This window comes from Lacibacter sediminis (assembly GCF_014168535.1).
Lineage (GTDB): Bacteria > Bacteroidota > Bacteroidia > Chitinophagales > Chitinophagaceae > Lacibacter > Lacibacter sediminis.
Genome location: NZ_CP060007.1, coordinates 5,008,996 through 5,026,451, shown reverse-complemented (window position 1 = coordinate 5,026,451; position 17,456 = coordinate 5,008,996). Strand labels below are relative to the sequence as shown.

15 protein-coding genes are annotated in these 17,456 nt (G+C 38.9%); all 15 read right to left on the bottom strand.

The window, feature by feature from the left end:
- On the bottom strand, window positions 1–912 hold the full coding sequence (locus H4075_RS21220; protein WP_182802842.1) for a hypothetical protein: 912 nt from the start codon (window positions 910–912) through the stop codon (window positions 1–3).
- Window positions 913–937: 25 nt separating this feature from the next.
- Window positions 938–1,426, bottom strand: a complete 489-nt coding sequence (locus tag H4075_RS21215) for a hypothetical protein (protein ID WP_182802840.1) — start codon at window positions 1,424–1,426, stop codon at window positions 938–940.
- 80 nt (window positions 1,427–1,506) lie between these two features.
- Window positions 1,507–2,304: a hypothetical protein gene (locus H4075_RS21210; protein WP_182802838.1), complete on the bottom strand. Its 798-nt coding sequence runs from the start codon at window positions 2,302–2,304 to the stop codon at window positions 1,507–1,509.
- Window positions 2,305–2,454: 150 nt separating this feature from the next.
- Window positions 2,455–3,390: a hypothetical protein gene (locus H4075_RS21205; protein ID WP_182802836.1), complete on the bottom strand. Its 936-nt coding sequence runs from the start codon at window positions 3,388–3,390 to the stop codon at window positions 2,455–2,457.
- Window positions 3,391–3,397: 7 nt separating this feature from the next.
- A complete protein-coding gene (locus H4075_RS21200) occupies window positions 3,398–4,717 on the bottom strand; it encodes a Zn-dependent hydrolase (protein ID WP_182802834.1) in 1,320 nt (439 codons plus the stop codon).
- Between the two features lie 79 nt (window positions 4,718–4,796).
- Window positions 4,797–6,467, bottom strand: coding sequence for an amidohydrolase (locus H4075_RS21195; protein ID WP_182802833.1), 1,671 nt, complete (start codon window positions 6,465–6,467; stop codon window positions 4,797–4,799).
- A 78-nt stretch (window positions 6,468–6,545) separates the two neighbouring features.
- Window positions 6,546–7,571 (bottom strand): DUF3500 domain-containing protein, encoded by a 1,026-nt coding sequence (locus H4075_RS21190; protein WP_182802831.1) that lies wholly within the window; start codon window positions 7,569–7,571, stop codon window positions 6,546–6,548.
- A gap of 52 nt (window positions 7,572–7,623) precedes the next feature.
- The gene (locus H4075_RS21185) at window positions 7,624–9,402 is read right to left on the bottom strand and encodes a DUF885 domain-containing protein (protein WP_182802829.1); all 1,779 of its coding nucleotides are present in this window, start codon (window positions 9,400–9,402) and stop codon (window positions 7,624–7,626) included.
- Window positions 9,403–9,454: 52 nt separating this feature from the next.
- Window positions 9,455–10,585: a tetratricopeptide repeat protein gene (locus H4075_RS21180; RefSeq protein WP_182802827.1), complete on the bottom strand. Its 1,131-nt coding sequence runs from the start codon at window positions 10,583–10,585 to the stop codon at window positions 9,455–9,457.
- Window positions 10,586–10,595: 10 nt separating this feature from the next.
- On the bottom strand, window positions 10,596–11,765 hold the full coding sequence (locus H4075_RS21175) for an acyltransferase family protein (RefSeq protein ID WP_182802825.1): 1,170 nt from the start codon (window positions 11,763–11,765) through the stop codon (window positions 10,596–10,598).
- Window positions 11,762–12,922 (bottom strand): DmpA family aminopeptidase, encoded by a 1,161-nt coding sequence (locus H4075_RS21170; protein ID WP_182802823.1) that lies wholly within the window; start codon window positions 12,920–12,922, stop codon window positions 11,762–11,764. The genes H4075_RS21175 and H4075_RS21170 overlap by 4 nt, the downstream gene beginning before the upstream one ends.
- A gap of 18 nt (window positions 12,923–12,940) precedes the next feature.
- Complete coding sequence (locus H4075_RS21165; protein ID WP_182802822.1) at window positions 12,941–14,386, bottom strand: amidohydrolase family protein; 1,446 nt, start codon at window positions 14,384–14,386, stop codon at window positions 12,941–12,943.
- 42 nt (window positions 14,387–14,428) lie between these two features.
- Window positions 14,429–14,878, bottom strand: coding sequence for a nuclear transport factor 2 family protein (locus H4075_RS21160; protein WP_182802820.1), 450 nt, complete (start codon window positions 14,876–14,878; stop codon window positions 14,429–14,431).
- A gap of 36 nt (window positions 14,879–14,914) precedes the next feature.
- A complete protein-coding gene (locus tag H4075_RS21155) occupies window positions 14,915–16,258 on the bottom strand; it encodes an APC family permease (RefSeq protein ID WP_182802818.1) in 1,344 nt (447 codons plus the stop codon).
- Between the two features lie 38 nt (window positions 16,259–16,296).
- On the bottom strand, window positions 16,297–17,442 hold the full coding sequence (locus tag H4075_RS21150) for a serine hydrolase domain-containing protein (RefSeq protein ID WP_182802816.1): 1,146 nt from the start codon (window positions 17,440–17,442) through the stop codon (window positions 16,297–16,299).
- Window positions 17,443–17,456 lie beyond the last annotated feature (14 nt).

The following is a 17,456-nucleotide window of genomic DNA, read 5'->3' as shown; positions in this document are numbered from 1 at the left end:
TTATTTTAGATGATATTCTTTTTGAATTAACTCAATTAAGATGGCCGCTTTTTCTTTTAATTGTTCTAAAAATTGGCGTAAAAGTGTAGAACTGGTAGCCCAATAATTAAGTTTATTAATTGTTTCATTTAAAACAGTAGGGGGATTCTCTTTTAATTGTGGATTCCCTTCTGGTTTAGCAACGAAAACAGTGTCTTTCATCAAGTTTGTCATTTTTTTAAAAACAGCAGCGTCAAACAATTTACTGGAATAAAAACGATAATCTGTGAGCAGGGTTTCTTCTTGTTCCTGTTGCCTGAGAATACGTCTGTATAGTACATCATAACCAATTATTTTATCAGCAATGGATTGATTCCGAATTAGCCGGAGCCCCCCTGAATTTTTTAACTGTTGTATAGTTCCATCAGCAGAAAAGAATACACCTCTACGGGAAATACTCCGCCCCCAGTAATAAACCTCAGACCCGTTTTGGAGTTGCTTGTTTTCAATTAAAGTATTCGTTAAAGAATCAGCCATCTGAAGCCTTGTATCTCTCCATTGATTTAAACTTGTAATGGAAACTATATCAGACTTTAGGTCCTCCACCAAAGATTGCATGAATTGCTTCTCCCTGTCTTTTTCAATCTTATGCTCTAACTGGTATTCAGCAAAAAAACCGCAGAATACAGCGAGGAACAACATGAGAAACTCCCAGAAATAATTTTTCCAGTTTTTCTTATGATGAGGTGCAGCAGGGTCGTGGGCGTGATGATGTACTTCCATATCTTGTTCAGTTACGGGTTGTGGGTTATGAGTTATGGGTTGCTCAGCTTTAGCAATGGTTTCATCAGTTGAAGGGTTGTTCAACTGTGCTTCTTGCTGTGGACTATCGTCTGTTGAGGGTGGGCTTTCTTTGTTTTCTTCTTCACTCATATAATTCCGGTTAACCTGGTTTACATTAATGATTGCCTTGTTTTTCCTTTGGTTCAAATACTCCGCATCCGTTTGGCTCAATGGTGAAAGAACATGAATTTATCTTCCATCCCTGGCTCGTTTTAATGAAGGTGAAAAGATCCACGCCACAATGAGAAAACTTCCCGCTTATACTTAGTGTATAAGGTACCCAGGCCATAGCTATTTGTTCATGCACTTTTATTTCGTAGCTGATTAATTTTTCCTGTACGATTGCCGATGGGTTGATCAGTCTTTTTACACGATCGGAGTTTCGCCAGGAGGTATATATGATAGAATCATTCCGTAAACGTACTGCCCACCCCTGGGCTTCGGGCAGGAAAAGACTGCTGTACAATGCAGTGTCCTGATTTTCCAGCGATTGAAAAAACAAATTTACTTTTTCGAGAATGATCTTTTTCTCTGTTTCTGCAGACTGTTGTGAAAGACCTGTGATAGTGCTGAGAACGAAGATTATTAAAATGAATTTTTTCATAAATTTTTATTTAATCACCACAATAAGATCGGCTGCTTTGCCTCCTCTTCGTTGTGGATGGGTTTATTTTCTTCTATAAATTATTTGAGATGATATTCTTTTCGAAGAAGCTTAAGCAGCTCAGCATTAACCTCAATATATTTTTGAATATGAACCTGACGGGTTGAGCTTAATACATTGCCTAAATAAAAATTCAGTTTGTTTATAGTATTCTGTCTGTCAAGTATTTCAACCTGGTTTATTTTATACGGTAGAGTTTTGTTGCTTGTTTCATATTGATGAATTGCTTCAAAGATCGTCTTCCCATCTTTTTTCATGACATCATTAAAATCATAATCATAATGGTTAATCAATATTGGGTTTATATATAATAACCGTTGTTCATGTTCAAGATCTTGCCGGCTGTAAATATTTTTTATAGCCACGGTTAAATCGCCAATCAGTTCCTGCAATGTTTCATTTTTAAAATACCGAAGCGACCCGGAGTTTTTTAACTGGTCCAGCATCATGGCTCGTGGTTCAAATAGGGTTGGGCTTCGAAAACTTATTCCATATTCAAAGTTGATGGCATATGTTTTTGAAACATTATTAAGACTGCTATCCTTGAAAAAAGATATAAGATATTTTAATGCTGCTTCTTGTTTTAGTCTGTTTTCTACTTTTATCGCTGCAGTTACAGAATCTTTTTTAAGTTCTCCATAAAAGCTTCTTGCCAGCTCTTTCGCTCTGTCTCTTTCTATCTTGTGCTCCAGCTGATACTCCGCTAAAAACCCGCAGAACACTGCAAGAAATAACATTAAGAATTCCCAGAAATAACTTTTCCAGTTTTTCTTATGATGTGGGGCAGCCGGGTCGTGGGCGTGGTGATGTACTTCCATTTCTTTTATGTCTGATGGTGGATTTATGATGTCGGGTGTTTCAGCAGCAGGTACAATGGGTTCATCGGTTGAGGGGGTATTCAACTGTTGTTCATTGTTTGGCGGCTTTACTTCTTCTTCGTTGGGGATGGGTTTATTTTGTTCCATTCTTTACTTTAGATGGTATTCATTCTTAAGTTCATTTATCAATTCATCGGCCAGCAACTTCGTCGGCTTTAACCGGCTATCAATATTAAAACGAAGATTCCGTTGCTGCACAATAGCCATATTCAACAGCACCATTATTTTATCCCTTTTTGGTTCGAGCGATTCCGTTTTAATTGAAAAGTAATTTTCGGTTAGTGCCGGTGACAACGAATCAATGGATGCAATTCTGTATTTTGATAAAAGTTGATGGTAAGATGGGTCGATAATTTCATTGATGCTGTTTAATAACGTATTGCCTCTTATTTGGTGATTGCTGAATTCTGCTTCCGTTTGGTTTACCATGGCTTCATACTTCATTAATTTTTCTAACAACGAATAATTTTTAAAATAACGAAGGCTACCCGAATTTTTAATTTGCTCAAATGTGGCCCGGTTCCACGAAAATGCTTCCGTCCAGTATAAAAATCGGGTGTAAAAGGAAAATACAGCAGCATCTTTACCTTCCAGCTTTCTTTTAGAAACCTGAAGCAGGCTGTCTACAAAAACAATATAACGCTCCGACTTTATTTGATGTGAGTCTGATGACAATTTATCACTTTCCAAATCTTTTATTAATGATTTTGCAAACTCCTTTGCACGGAGGTGTTCTATATAATGCTCCCGTTGATTTTCTACAAGAAAGCCAAGTGTAATAGCAAGGAACAACATCAAAAATTCCCAGAAATAACTTTTCCAGTTTTTCTTATGATGAGGTGCGGCCGGGTCGTGAGTGTGGTGATGTACTTCCATATCTTTTATGTCTGATGGTGGATTTATGATTTCTGATATTTCAGCAGCAGGCACAATGGGTTCATCAGTTGAAGGACTATTCAACTGTTCATTTTGCTGTGGACTATCGTCTTTTGACTGTGGACTATCTTTCTTTTCTTCTTCCTGCATAGTTGAATTATTCTTTATCTATTTTCAAAATCGTTTGCAACAACACATTTGCTCCATTGGCCATATCCGTTGCCGTTGAAAATTCTTTGGGTGAATGACTGATGCCGCCAATGCTCGGAATAAAAATCATAGCAGCAGGTGCTATCTCTGCTATTTCCTGCGAATCATGACCTGCACCGCTTTGCATAAACTTTGTTGTAAAGCCCAATGCTTTTGCTGATGTATTGATCACTTGCTGTAATTTTTTATCTGTTAATGCCGGTTTCGATTCATTGGCCTGTCGTTCAAAGCTGATCTTTGTTTTGGTGGATGTGGCAATGGTTGCAGCATGCTTCTCCATTTCTTTAAAAAGCATTTCAATTTTTGCAGCATTTAAATCACGAATCTCTAATCCTAACACTACTTTGCCAGGAATAACATTATATGCTCCGGGCTGTACATTAATTTTTCCAACAGTACCAACCTGCGTTCCTTTTACACTGTTCACCACTTCGTTTACTGCAATAACAAATTTTGATGCAGCCAGCAACGCATCCTGTCGAAGGTTCATTGGCGTAGCACCTGCATGATTGGCAAAACCTTCAACCGTTACTTCCCAATGCACAATACCCACAATACCTTCCACTACACCGATCTGTATCTTTTCTCTTTCTAAAATGCCACCTTGCTCAATATGCAATTCAATCCATGCGTGTAAATCGCCTTTCGTACGCTTCGCTGATTGTATGTTACCAGGATTGCCGCCAAGAGCTTTAATGCCTTCTGCCTGTGTTAATCCACTCTGGCTTTTTTGTTTGAGACCTTCCGGAGTTAAATGACCTGCCATGGCCATACTGCCAATGGTGCCGCCTTCTTCATTCGCAAAAATGATCACTTCCAACGGATGTTCTGTAACAACATTATTTTCATTCAATATTTCTATTACTTCCAATGCACTGATGGAGCCGAGCGTACCATCATAGTTACCACCATCTGGAACCATATCAATATGCGAACCGAATGCAATGGGTTTGAGTGATGAATTTTTTCCTTTTCGTTTACCGATGATATTACCTGCTGCATCAATGGTAGGATTGAGCCCGGCTTTTTTCATGAGTTCCATAAACCATGCACGGCCTTCGATATCACCTTTGGTATAAGCTACTCTGTAATTACGTCCTTTTTCATCCACACCAAATTTTGCCAATTCAAAAATGCGGCTTTCAATACGTTTGCCGTTTACGCTTAAAGCGGCTCCGGCTTTTTTATTATTGGAAAGCAGTGAGCCGAACACACCCAAGCCGATAACGGTGAGTGATGATTGTTTGATGAAGTTTCTGCGTTGCATAAGTTGTTCAGTTTAAAAATTCGTTTCTGTTGTATGGATGATGTATCTGAAAATTGAGTGATGCTGTTTATTTTTATTTTCAGCTTTCATACACCCATTTACCTCCCGTCATCGTCCGTTCAATGGGAATTGTAATTAAGGTTGATGGATCTTCTTTAAATGGATTGCGGCCAAGTACTACAAGATCTGCAAGTTTACCGGCCTCCAAAGAACCTTTACTCTTTTCTTCATAAGAAGCATAGGCTCCATTGATGGTTCCAATTTTAATAGCTTCTTCAACTGTTACTTTTTGATTGGCTCCCCAAACAGTTCCTTTCATATCAGTTCTTGTAACACTTGATTGCAAAGCCATCATTGGTTCAAATGGTCCGGGTGGATAATCGGATGTCTGTGTGGGACGAAGACCAGCATCCAAAAAACTTCGTAACGCAAACATATTTTTCAAACGTTCCTCTCCGTATGCTTTCATTTTTTCTCCATGATAATAAACATAAGTAGAGAAAGGAGTAGGTATTACACCTAACGATTTCATCCGTTGAACAAGGTTCTCATTGATCATGGTGCAATGTTCAATTCTGAACCGTGGATCTTTCTTCGGATTTTCTTTGTGGAGACGTTCATATAATTTGAGTGTAGTAGCAATACCTACATCGCCGTTTGCATGAATACCGATTTGCCAGCCGGCATCATATGCTTTTTTTGCATCCGGATACATTTGTTCATCATCCATCATAATGATTCCATAATCATCGGGACGGCCGGCATAAGGTTGCGACAACCTTGCTGTACGCTCAGAAATAGAACCATCACAAGCCATCTTCATACCGCCGATCTTTACCCAATCATTTCCCATACCTGTTCTTACACCGGCAGCGATCATTTTATCGATATGATTGTGACGAATCATACAGTAGATGCGTACATCTAGTTCTCCTGCTTCATATGCATCTTCATAAGCCTGTAAAGATTCCGGATTTCCCCCTGCATCAGTAACAGATGTAATACCGGTTTTCGCCATCATCTTTGAAATGAGTTTCACTCCTTCCTGTTTTTCAGAACGGTTAGATATATCGGGGATGATTTTATCAAAAACATCAGCTGCTGTTTCTTTTACACAGCCGGTTAATTTTCCATCGCTTGTTTTTTCAAATTCTCCGCCCTGCGGATTTGGAATAGCTTCATCAACGTTTGCTATTTTAAAAGCAAGTGAATTGCAATAATAAGTATGACCGCCACGATGTGTTATTCTCACCGGATGATCAGGAGCAGCAGCATCTAAATCAGCGATGTTTATTTTACGGCCTTCAGTGGTTTTTGTGTCATCATATTTAAATCCTTCTACCCATTTGCCTTTTGGCGTAACAGCTGCCCGTTGCCGGATGGCTTCTTTAATCGCTGCGATGGAACGCAAATCACAATCCACCATTTTTAAATGTTTGATGCCGGAATAAGCAGGATGTGAGTGTGCATCAATAAAGCCGGGCAGTATTGTTTTATAGCCCATATCAATCTTCTTTGTTTTGGCGGTTGCCATTCTTAAAATGTCGGCATTACTGCCAACAGCTATTAATCTTCCGTCGGCAATTGCCAATGCCTGTGCTGTTGGTTCTTTGGGGTTAACGGTGAAAATAGTTCCGTTGTATAAAATAATTTCAGGTTCTATTTTACCGAATGATAATAAAGGAACAGCAGCAGCAAACATTCCGATGAAGTTTCTTCTTGAATGCAGGTGATGATTTACTTTATTCATATTGCTTTGGTTTTACGTTTATTTATTTTTCAATTTGCTTTCTCTGCCTTGGTTCGTGTCTTCCCCAAGCCGGGGCAGCTATTCATGATGATGCTTACTTTTTTTGTAATGCTCATTTAAAAGATCAACCCCAAAGTCACCATTGAAATCACGCCAAACGATATGAATATGATTGGCATTGTGCGTTGTATTATCAAACTCAATTAAAAAAGTTTTCCCTTGTATTCTGTAATAATGTGGAACTCCCTTTAGTAAGCCTCCTGCCCAACCAAATCTTATTTGATTAAAATCTTCTGATACAATTCGCTTCATTCTCATCTCTGCAATTTTGGTTGGCATTGAAGAAAGATGACTAACAATTAATTTATTTAAAATCGTTTTTTGTTGAGTTGTCAGGTCGTTGGCTACTATCCCCACTGGTGCAAGCGGGCCAACCTGAATAGCGTTTGTAGTTACGATGTCGCTAAATGCTTTTGATTGAAAAATTGCTTTTGCCTTTTGCTCATTAGTAAGCATGTTTATTAATTCAAAGCCGATATCTTCTTCATCTTTTATGATGCGCCTTCCTTTATTTTTTCCTTCTTTAATTTCTGCAGGATATACGCCAAAAAAGATGGGCGTTAATGCTAATTGATTATTTACGATTGTAAAATTCAGCGCAATATGATGCCCGCTGAATTTCCATCCCCAAACGCTGTCCTTTGCCGGCTCACCATAAAATGCGATGAAATGATTTTCAGGTATCCGATGTATCATGTTCGGTTCTAACTCTTTCAAATAATACTCATTATTCATGATGTTCTGTGTTCTTAAAAACCCTTTATCACTTAAAAAGTTTTTCAGTAAGGCATAAACATGACTCTTTTGTATGCTATCCAGATCTTTTAAACAAACACCTTTTCTTGGAATTAAACTGGGAGGAAGATAGTGCCAATCGTATCGGGACATATCATCAAAAGGAAAAACCGCTTTTGCTCTTTGTGTGCTGTCTAAAGAATTTACAACTGTCAATGCAGATGAAAAATCCACTGTATGATCCTGTGCTGTCAAATCGAATGGAACGCATAGCTGGAAAGAAAACACATTTATCAATGCGATAAACATGATTATTGTTTGCCGTCTTTTCATTTTGAAAATTCGATTGAGCATGATCTTATTATTTTTTAGCTGCTTTACTTTCTATCCACCGATTGATTTTTGCTTCCAAAATAATCAGCGGTAAACAGCCATCTTTCAACACTTCACCATGGAATTCTTTAATGTCGAACCTGTTACCCAATTTTTTCTTTGCTCTTTCACGCAGCTCAATAATTTTTAACTCACCTATTTTATAACTTACTGCTTGCCCTGCTGTAACCATATACCGTTCTATCCGTTGCTCCGCTTCAACAGCTGATACGGGTTGATTCTCCAACACATAAGCAATGGCTTTTTCACGGCTCCATCCTTTGTAATGGATACCTGCATCTACAACCAATCGAACAGCCCGTTCTATTTCACCATTTAGTCTACCCAAATATTGATAAGGGTCTGTAAACAAGCCTAACTCCTTACCTAAACTTTCTGCATACAATGCCCAGCCTTCACCAAAAGCACTTGTGAAATAAGCTTTTCTAAATTCCGGAATATCGGCTTCCTGTTGAATAGCTACCTGGTAGTGATGACCGGGAATAGCTTCATGTATAAATAAATCTTCCATCGAAAAATAATTGTATGTAGCCGGGTCAAGAATCACTTCATAAAAAATACCCGGTCTCTTTCCATCTCTTGATGCTGCCATGTATTGTGCATTTGCACCGGCGGCCCGAAACTTTTCAGTAGCTCTTACTTCAAATTTTGCCTTGGGTGTTAAATTAAAAAGGTTGTTTAGCTGTGGCGACATTTTATCCAAAAAACTCCTGAACCTATCCAGTACTTCTTCTTCGGTTTTAAAGGGGAAAAATTTAGGGTCGGTTTTTACATATTCAAAAAAGGACTTTAAGTCGCCTTTAAAGCCCACTTGTGTTTTTACCGTTTCCATTTCTTTGCGAATACGTGCAACTTCACTGAGTCCTAAATTGAAAATTTGTTCGGCGCTGATGTTGGTGGTGGTGTAATACTTTAACCACAATTCATATTCTTTCTTTCCATTGTAATTATCTAATAAGCCCGATGTTTTTCTTGCTTTTGGAATGTACTCGGTAACAATATAATCATGCAGTTTTTTATATGCAGGTTGAATGATCGTTTCAATGGCTGACGAGTAGTCTTTTTTTAGTTGAATGGCTGCAGCACTATCTAAGTTGGTTGGTAGTTTTAGTAAAGGTTTATAAAAAACATTCATCTCCAGCGCACCTTGAAATAGTGGTTTTAATTGTGCCGGCACTTTTTCCATCGAAGCCCTTGGATTGGTATTGTTTTGCTCAACACCCTTTTTCATATTTGCGATGGCCTGATCAACCCAGGTTTGAAAACCTTTCATACGGCTGATAAAATTCCTGTAATCTTTCTCGGTATTAAAAGGAACAAAGCCTGCTCCTGAACCTAACGTTGCAAACTTTGTTGAAAAACTAAATACGAATTGATCAACAGGTCTGTAAAACCCTAACGAATTATTTAGCCGTTCGTTTTCTGATTTCAATTTGTAAGTAAGCACATCAATACTTAATAACTGCGAAGCTGTTAAGCCTGCTTTGTTAATAACAGCTAATTGACTGAGATATTTTTGATTGAGTGCTTTTGCTTTTTTAATATAGTCTTCGCTGATCGTAATTTCAAGTTGGTTGTTATAATCGTTGATGCCTGCTTCTGTAGCCTGCAATGGATTTAGTGCATAGTATTCTTTTGAGTACTGTTCCAGTAATGACTCTAATTGGTTTTTCTTTTGCGCCAACAACTGAAAAGAAAAAAGATTTATCAGTGCAATAAGCAGAAAGGTTGATGGTTTGATTTTCATTTTAAAATTGATTTTCTTAAACTAAACAATAGGAGTAATGTTGGGGAGCCTATTACAACCCCGCCCTTAATTTAAGCTCCTTAAATCTTGCATCATTTCTAATGCGTTTCCAGCGGGGGTCATGGTTAAGCCATTGCAACCAGTCATGAATACCACCACCGTCATCCGCATATCTGTTTAACCAAATAAACGTGTTGTCGAAATCGCCCAGAGCTTCATAAACTGCGGCTATTTGATATTTCACCACACCCTCACCTCTTGCATACCTGTCAAGCACTTCTTGTAAAGCCAGTTTGCCGTTTGATAGTTCGCCTGCCAGAATGTAGGCACGGGCAAAGTTAGCAACGCCACCTGCATCGCCTTTAAGCGATGGCGTACCAAGTTTTTGCTCTGCCAATGCCTGCTCAAATTTCCCTTGTTCTGCCAATGCAAGCCCTTTGTAAAAATGAGCCAACGAATTTGTTTTTGGATATTGACTTGTGATGAGGCTATCGCAATGTTTAATGACCCAATTGTAATCATGTGCCATAAATCGAATACGGGAAGAGTTGTTCATGATGAATAGTCTTGTGAGACTGTCGGCATCGGTAAGAGCTTTTTCTCTGATTTGGTACGCCTCATTAAACTTGCCTTTAGCAGCTACCAAAATGGCGTACTCAAATCGTATCCTTGCATTTTTTGGCTGCGATTCTAAAATTCGTAAGAGGAGTTTTTCGGCACAAGCATAATCGGTTTGAAACTTTAATTTAAAATTAGCCATTCCTCTACGCCCTTCAAAGGCATTAGGATTTAGAGAAAAGGCTTTCAGAAAATACAATAAACTTTTTTCATCTCCCATTTTTTTAAGCATTCCTGCATACCTGGGTGCTGAACCATAGGCATCACTCAATTTATAATAAGCCCCGGCATTGGTAGTATCTATTGCTACTGCTTTTTCGAGGATAGCAATAGCCTCTAAAACATTTTGCTTATTGAGCTCATTTAGTAATGCTGCTGCATTATTCAGTAATGAATCCGATACTATACGGGCAGGTGAATTGCTGATTTCCTTTTTTGATGTGTGCGAAAACGCAGGACAATCTGATGGGAAGCCCGGAGGCAATGTTTTTTGTGCATATCCTACACCTGCACTTATTCCAATAAAAAAGCAGGTTGCAATTATTTGATGAATTGTTTTTTTCACTTTGATTATTTTACTTTTTAAACTTCCCATACACCGCCTGCCCCGGAAAAACATTGCTCACTGTTTTTCCATTCTTCAACACCACATCTCTCAACTTCATAAAAGGCTTTTCAATGGCGAGGTGCAAAAGCCATGGAACCAGAAAACAAAATGCAATACAGATTAAAAACATCACATTCCCGTTTTTGTCTATTCCCCAATCAGAAAAGATTTCCTGTGCCATATGGATCACTCCTTTGTGAGAAAGGTATATACCATAAGAAAGTGTAGCAATAAGTGTGGTGACTTTTGAATTCCATTTATACAAAATGCTTGTTGGACAAATGGCTCCCGTTACAAGAAATCCATAGCCTATTGAAATGAAAGGGAAACCAACAATTGAAGTTGTATAGGTTGAAAGGTCGGAGCAAAAGAAATAAGCAATGGTTAATAGAACAAGACCCACCAGCAGTATCTGATTTCCATAGGCTGAGATTTTATTCCACGTGTTTGGCAGGTATTGATAAATGGCTGCAATGGAAACGCCAACCAATAGTCCATCGAGCCGATTGTAGGTTGGGTAGTAAACGAATCTTATCCACGATGCCAACGAACTTTCGCCGGCAACTGTTGGAAGATACTCTTGATGCCAGCTATACAATCTTGCTGCAAACCCGGCAGCAAACAGTATTATCAAAACCCAATAACCTTTTTTAAAAAGTTGTACGGTTTGAAGAAGAATTAAGATCAACGGAAGGAATAAATAAAAATGCTCTTCTACACACAAAGACCATGCATGTGAAAATGTACCGAAGTTTACTGCATCTAACCCAAAGTTTTGAGTAAAGGTTAAAAACTTCCACAGTGGAGGCAGCGCTTCTTTTTCCCGAAAAAATGGAACGCAAAAATAAATGGCAACTACTACAAAGTAAATGGGGATAATTCTGAAAAAGCGTTTCAGAAAGAATTCTTTCAACGAAATAGATTTGCCCTTTTTGATTTGTGCAAAAAGCTGCGACGAAATTAAAAACCCACTTAGCACAAAAAACAGGTCAACGCCTGTCCAGCCAAATTGATTGAACTGTGTGGTCCATTCAGGAAACCCAAAATATCCAAGCTGGTAATGGAATCCTAGTACCAGTAAAATAGCTAATGCTCTAAGGTGGTCAAGTCCGTAGAGTTTGGATTGCTCTTTTATCATTTGATCCGCTTATATTTTTTTAAAATTTCAATCACCAATTGATGTGGCAGAGCATATGATTTATTGCCGTTGATCCCTTCCATGGTTTCAGCAGCTACCATTGCATTGATGATGGCCTCTTCTGTTGCCTGGATGGTTGCTTCAAACAAGGGATCTATTAAATCATTCGGCAATACATCAACGTTTGTAAAATCTGCTCTTTGAAAAGCGTTTGCATTAGCGGTTGAGAAAGCAATGAAAATATCGCCGGAGCCATTTGTGCCTTGTCCACCCACTGCTCCAATACCCAGCGACACTCTTTGAACAACTCTTTTTAACTGATGCGGAAGCAATGGGGCATCAGTTGCTACTACAACAATAATAGAACCATCACCTTCCTGTCTGTAAGATGGGGGTGCATTTAGTTCATTGTTTAAAGTGTCAATCAATTCTTTTCCAACAGGCACGCCGGCAATCAGGAGATTTCTTTTTCTTCCAAAGTTTGCCTGTACAAACACACCCAATGTATAAGTGGAGTCTTTTATTTTTACAACTCTTGATGAAGTACCGCTGCCACCTTTAAATCCTAAACACCTCATACCTGTGCCGCCACCTACATTGCCTTCTTTAATCAATCCACTCTTTGCATTATCTAATGCTTCGTACGCATTAGTTTCTTTTACATGAAAACCATAAATGTCATTTAAGAAGCCATCATAGGTTTCTGCAACAACGGGATAAGTGTACCAAAAATCTTCTTTGTACCATCCTTTCTTTACATACCATTTCAATACGGCATCTCTCACTGTGCCCACACTGTTTGTGTTGGTAATCATAACAGGGCCTTCTAAAAAACCTGATTCTGTTACCCAGGTAGTTCCCGTCATTTCACCATTACCATTTAGTGAATACCAATTTGCATAAACAGGATTATTATTCATACCTCTTGGTAAGATAGCTGTAACACCGGTACGCACTGGCCCTTTACCTCTTATGTTTTTACCTGTGCCTGAAATGATGGTGCTGTAACCAACTTCAACTCCTTTAACATCGGTAATAGAGTTGAACTTTCCCGGCTTACCATCAAAAGGAATTGCAATATCTCTTGCTCTTGGTTTCTGTGCAGCGCCAATTAAGTTGCACAGCATGAATACAGCAAACACGATATACTTTTTCATATGAAACAGTTTTTCTTTTTAATTAAATCCTACTTTCCCTTTTACAGATTCGAATAATTTTTTTGAGTTATAGCCGATGCCGTTTCTGAATACATAAAGAATTTTCCGCAGATCATGAATGTCTTTAGAAGGGTCTCCATTAATAATTAAGAGATCAGCAGACTTACCGGGTTCAATGGTTCCAATGGTTTGATTTAATTCTAAAGCAATGCTGCCATTTTGCGTAGCAATCTTAATTGCTTCAAGCGGAGTGAAACCGTCAACCTCAACTAATAATTCGATGGCTCGCCAATTACCATAACCTGCAAGGATTCCGCCATTACCGGTTGGATCAGTACCAACAGTAAGTAAGCCACCCATTTCGTAAAACAGTTTTTCCATTTTGGCAGTAGTGGCAAATGCTTTATCGTATGGAGTTAGACCTTTCGCCGATTTGATGGTTGCCAATCGTTGTAAGTAATAATCTCTTGTGTCAGGCGACATTGCAAAGAGTGATTCCTGATTGGGTAGCGGCTGTGTGGTAGTAGATCCTTCAAATACAGCTAATGATGAAGTGATGTTTACTTTTTTATCAATCAAAAACTGAATGAATTGTTTTACGCTGTCACTTTTGATATCAAGATTACTCAACGACAAGATAGCTGCACCGGGAGCTGGCGGTTCATTTTCTTTTTTACCAACAGCAAAATCTGTACTGGCCATAAATCCATGCTCCAGATGATCCATACCCAATGAAGCCGCTTCTTTATAGGTAACAACATCCAGATGCCCGGTAATTTTCAACTTTCTTTTATGTGCTGCATCAATGGCTGCTTTTAATGTTGTTTTGTCTACGCCCATGTATGCTTTAAACGAAGTAAATCCCTGATCTGCCCAATAGTTTACAAAAGCTGCTGCTTCCGCTGCTGATTTATTGTCTTTCATTTGCGGAAAGCGTGGTGACTTTCCTTCAATATAAGGAGCAGTCAATTCCATTGTTGGGCCGGGAAATAAACCAAGATCAATATCTTTTTTTATACGCAAATCCGAATATGGTTCAATGCTGCCACATGTTCTGATAGTGGTAGCACCTGCTGCGAGGTAAAGCCTGGGAAAACTAAAGGGCAATTGTTTTAAATTAATATAACGGGCTTCGACTGCTGCTGCTGATATGTACATATGCTCATGCATCATCACCAAACCCGGCATAATTGTTTTACCATTCAGATCAATAACGTTGGCGCCTTTTGGAATGATGGCTTTATCATCGTCACCCACCCAATCAATTTTTCCTTTGCTGATGATAACTGTTTGATGAGGGTTGGCTGCATTACCTTTCCCATCAATCAGCAAGCAGTTTTTGAAAACGGTTATGGAGTCGTTGTACTCAATATATTTTTTTGTTTCATCGCTGAATTTAAGTTGTGAAAATGCAGGACCCGTCAGCATGAAAGCAATTACAAAAAAGGAAATGATTATTCGCATAAATGTTCGTTGAGAAATTGTATGATAAACGGGCTGTTGATGTTAACTTCTTTTAAGGAGCGTTGAATGAAGATGTTTTACTTTCCATTGGTTCTTTACTTTTATCAGAACTACTGTTTCCAGCCATTCTAATGTTGCCTCTTTTCCATCTCTCGTTATTATTGATTGCAGACGATAATTAACCAATGCCATCTTGTTGTCTACAGTTGTATGAATAAAGTCAAATGTGTTTGTACGTGCAAACTCTTTTGCTGTGTTCAGTTTAATCGCTTTCAGAATCAGCGTGTCGATGGTCCACACCCCGCCATATTCGTACAATGTAATATCTGCGGTACTCACTTCTTTCAGGCTTACAGAGTCACGTTTAGATAAAGCATCAAACAGTTTTACAATGGTTTGATGTACGGCATCTTCTTCTTTGGCACTATTTTGAGCAGATGTAATTACTGAAAGAAGTAATAAAACAAGCAGGAGATTTAGTTTTTGTATCATGCGGAATTGTTTTGTCTTTGCTTTCATAAAATGTATTCACTCGTCTTTCAAATCACTTGTCTCTTTACCCGTTTGATTTTTCTTTTTTACCTGTTTCATAATGACGTATGCGAATGAGAATACGATCATAAACAGGCCAATGCCAATAAGCTCAGGCCTGGTTAAATTCGATAGCAACCAGATAATACCGGCAGAAGCTAATAGTGGAACAATGATTCCACCGGGTACACGAAATGTTTTTTCGGTTGTTATGGTATCTTTTCTCCTGAGCTTTACTGAAGACAGTACAACGCCAAGGTAAATGATCAATACAGCGGCACTGGAAATCGTAGCCAATTGTTTAAAGCCGCCTGAGATGGCAAGTATCAAACCCAACGAAGCATAAAACGCTATAGCGACATACGGTGTTAAAAAACGTGGATGCACTTTCGCCAATGGCTTTGGCATCAAGCCATCTCTTGCACCTGCAAACAGGATACGTGGAATGGAAAGTATTTCTCCACCCAATGCGCCCAGCATCGAAAGAGCACTCGCTGCAATAATGATGGCGGCTCCCCATTTTCCAAACGCAATATCAGCAACTGCTGCAAGCGGAGCATCTTTATGAGCTGTAACTGTTGAACCGAGTACGCCTTGTGTTACTAATTGAATGGAGATGTATAAAATCAATACGCCAGTAACACCGAAAAATATTCCAAGTGGTACGGTGCGTTTTGGATCTTTTATTTCGCCTCCATTGCTTAACGGACCTTCTAATCCTATAAAAGCAAAAAACAACAGTAATGATGCGTTACCAATATTGCTGAAGTTTGGATCGATCGTCCATGCTAAGTTTTCTGACGAGATAAATCCTGCTCCCACAATCACCAACCCGATCATTGGAATTAATTTTCCCAGTGTGGCAAACTCAATTAACCGCACACCGTTCTTTACACTTCGGATATTGATCAATGCAATAATGCTGAAAACAAGGCATAGAAAAACAGCCCGGTAAACGTTTGTACCTAATACAGGAAAAAAATATTTCAACGTATCTACTAATGCATTGGCAATAGCTGCATCTGCAACAATGCAGCCGCCAATCCAAAAAATATTATTGGCTAAAAATCCGGCATAAGGACCAAATGCCGTTTCGATATAACTGTAAACGCCTCCACTGGTAGAAGTTTTAGAACCCAGTTCGGCAAAGCAAAGAGCAATTAAAAAAATAAGTGCGCCGCAAACAAGATAGCCAAGAATAGCAGCGGCGCCGAGGTCTTCAGCAATAATGGCGGGAATAACAAAAATGCCAGAACCTGCTGTGATGTTTACAATCGCTAAGGTGAGTGACCGTACGCCGATTTCACGTTTTAGATTTTCTTTTTGAACAACAGGGTTCATGTGTTTGGGTTAAGTGTGACTTGAGTTTAATGCTGCAATTATTTTTCTTCAATTGATTTAATAACGAGACTAAGCATCTCTGCTATTTTACTGTCGTCCATCCATCGTGTAACAACAACCAGGTCATGTTCTTTATCAACAATGATATAGTTACCGCCATAACCTGCTGCGTAATATACTATGGCTGAAATGCCTTTCCATCCCTGTTCAGTATTGATCCACCACAGGTAACCGTAATTTTTATTAGCTGTTGATGGTTGAATAGCAGCGTTGATCCATTTTTCTGAAAGCAGTTGCTGGTTTTTCCATTTGCCGTTTCGCAAAAACAACAAACCAAACCGTGCATGATCAAGTGTGTTGATGAAGATGCCGCCACCATGATGACCACCACCACTAACTGATTGAACTGTTAATCCATCCATTGTTACAAACGAATTTTCATAGCCAAACCAACGCCATGTAGTGGATGCGCCAATGGGATCCATGATCTTTTCTTTGAACACAACAGGTAATGGTTTGCGCCAAACCTGTAATAAAGAATAAGCAAGAAGATTTACACGCACATCGTTGTATTCGTAATTCGTTCCCGGTTCAAGCAGCTTGCGGTTTTTCCAATCATCAATCGTTCCTTCTCTTGGTGGACGATCGGCCCAATCCTCTAACCCAAACAAACTACCGCTCCAGTCACTCGACTGTGTGAGCAAATGATCCCAGGTAACTTTTGAATTGTGGGGTCCTTCAAATAATTCGCCCCACACATATTGACCCACTTTATCATGTACGTTTTTGATCAATCCATTATCAACTGCTAAACCTGCAACAGTGGAGAGATAACTTTTTGTTACACTAAAAGTCATATCAACACGACTCACATCGCCCCACTGTGCAACGATGTAACCATTCTTGATCACAAGTCCTGCCGGTCCGCCTCTTTCTTTCATGGGCCCAATCATTTTATAACCGGGTTCACGTGAATACGATTTCATATTGGCAATACGCAAGTCACGTTCAACTTTGTTTTCATTTTTCATGGCAAAGCTCACAGCACTATCGAGCCAAACTTTATTCATCTTCAGTTCCTCTGGTTTCTTTGTTTGCCAGTCAGCATCAGGAAAATAAGTTTGCTGTGCATGAATAGTAAATGCATACAAAGCAAGTAAAAGGAGGAATAGTTTTTTCTTCATTTAAATTTATTTAC

Bases quoted from the DNA above. Each gene is read 5' to 3' on its own strand.
- H4075_RS21160 (WP_182802820.1), bottom strand. From the start codon at position 14,878: ATGATACAAAAACTAAATCTCCTGCTTGTTTTATTACTTCTTTCAGTA.
- H4075_RS21215 (WP_182802840.1), bottom strand. From the start codon at position 1,426: ATGAAAAAATTCATTTTAATAATCTTCGTTCTCAGCACTATCACAGGT.
- H4075_RS21210 (WP_182802838.1), bottom strand. From the start codon at position 2,304: ATGGAAGTACATCACCACGCCCACGACCCGGCTGCCCCACATCATAAG.
- H4075_RS21205 (WP_182802836.1), bottom strand. From the start codon at position 3,390: ATGCAGGAAGAAGAAAAGAAAGATAGTCCACAGTCAAAAGACGATAGT.
- H4075_RS21175 (WP_182802825.1), bottom strand. From the start codon at position 11,765: ATGATAAAAGAGCAATCCAAACTCTACGGACTTGACCACCTTAGAGCA.
- H4075_RS21220 (WP_182802842.1), bottom strand. From the start codon at position 912: ATGAGTGAAGAAGAAAACAAAGAAAGCCCACCCTCAACAGACGATAGT.
- H4075_RS21195 (WP_182802833.1), bottom strand. From the start codon at position 6,467: ATGAATAAAGTAAATCATCACCTGCATTCAAGAAGAAACTTCATCGGA.
- H4075_RS21170 (WP_182802823.1), bottom strand. From the start codon at position 12,922: ATGAAAAAGTATATCGTGTTTGCTGTATTCATGCTGTGCAACTTAATT.
- H4075_RS21150 (WP_182802816.1), bottom strand. From the start codon at position 17,442: ATGAAGAAAAAACTATTCCTCCTTTTACTTGCTTTGTATGCATTTACT.
- H4075_RS21185 (WP_182802829.1), bottom strand. From the start codon at position 9,402: ATGAAAATCAAACCATCAACCTTTCTGCTTATTGCACTGATAAATCTT.
- H4075_RS21190 (WP_182802831.1), bottom strand. From the start codon at position 7,571: ATGTTTATCGCATTGATAAATGTGTTTTCTTTCCAGCTATGCGTTCCA.
- H4075_RS21165 (WP_182802822.1), bottom strand. From the start codon at position 14,386: ATGCGAATAATCATTTCCTTTTTTGTAATTGCTTTCATGCTGACGGGT.
- H4075_RS21155 (WP_182802818.1), bottom strand. From the start codon at position 16,258: ATGAACCCTGTTGTTCAAAAAGAAAATCTAAAACGTGAAATCGGCGTA.
- H4075_RS21200 (WP_182802834.1), bottom strand. From the start codon at position 4,717: ATGCAACGCAGAAACTTCATCAAACAATCATCACTCACCGTTATCGGC.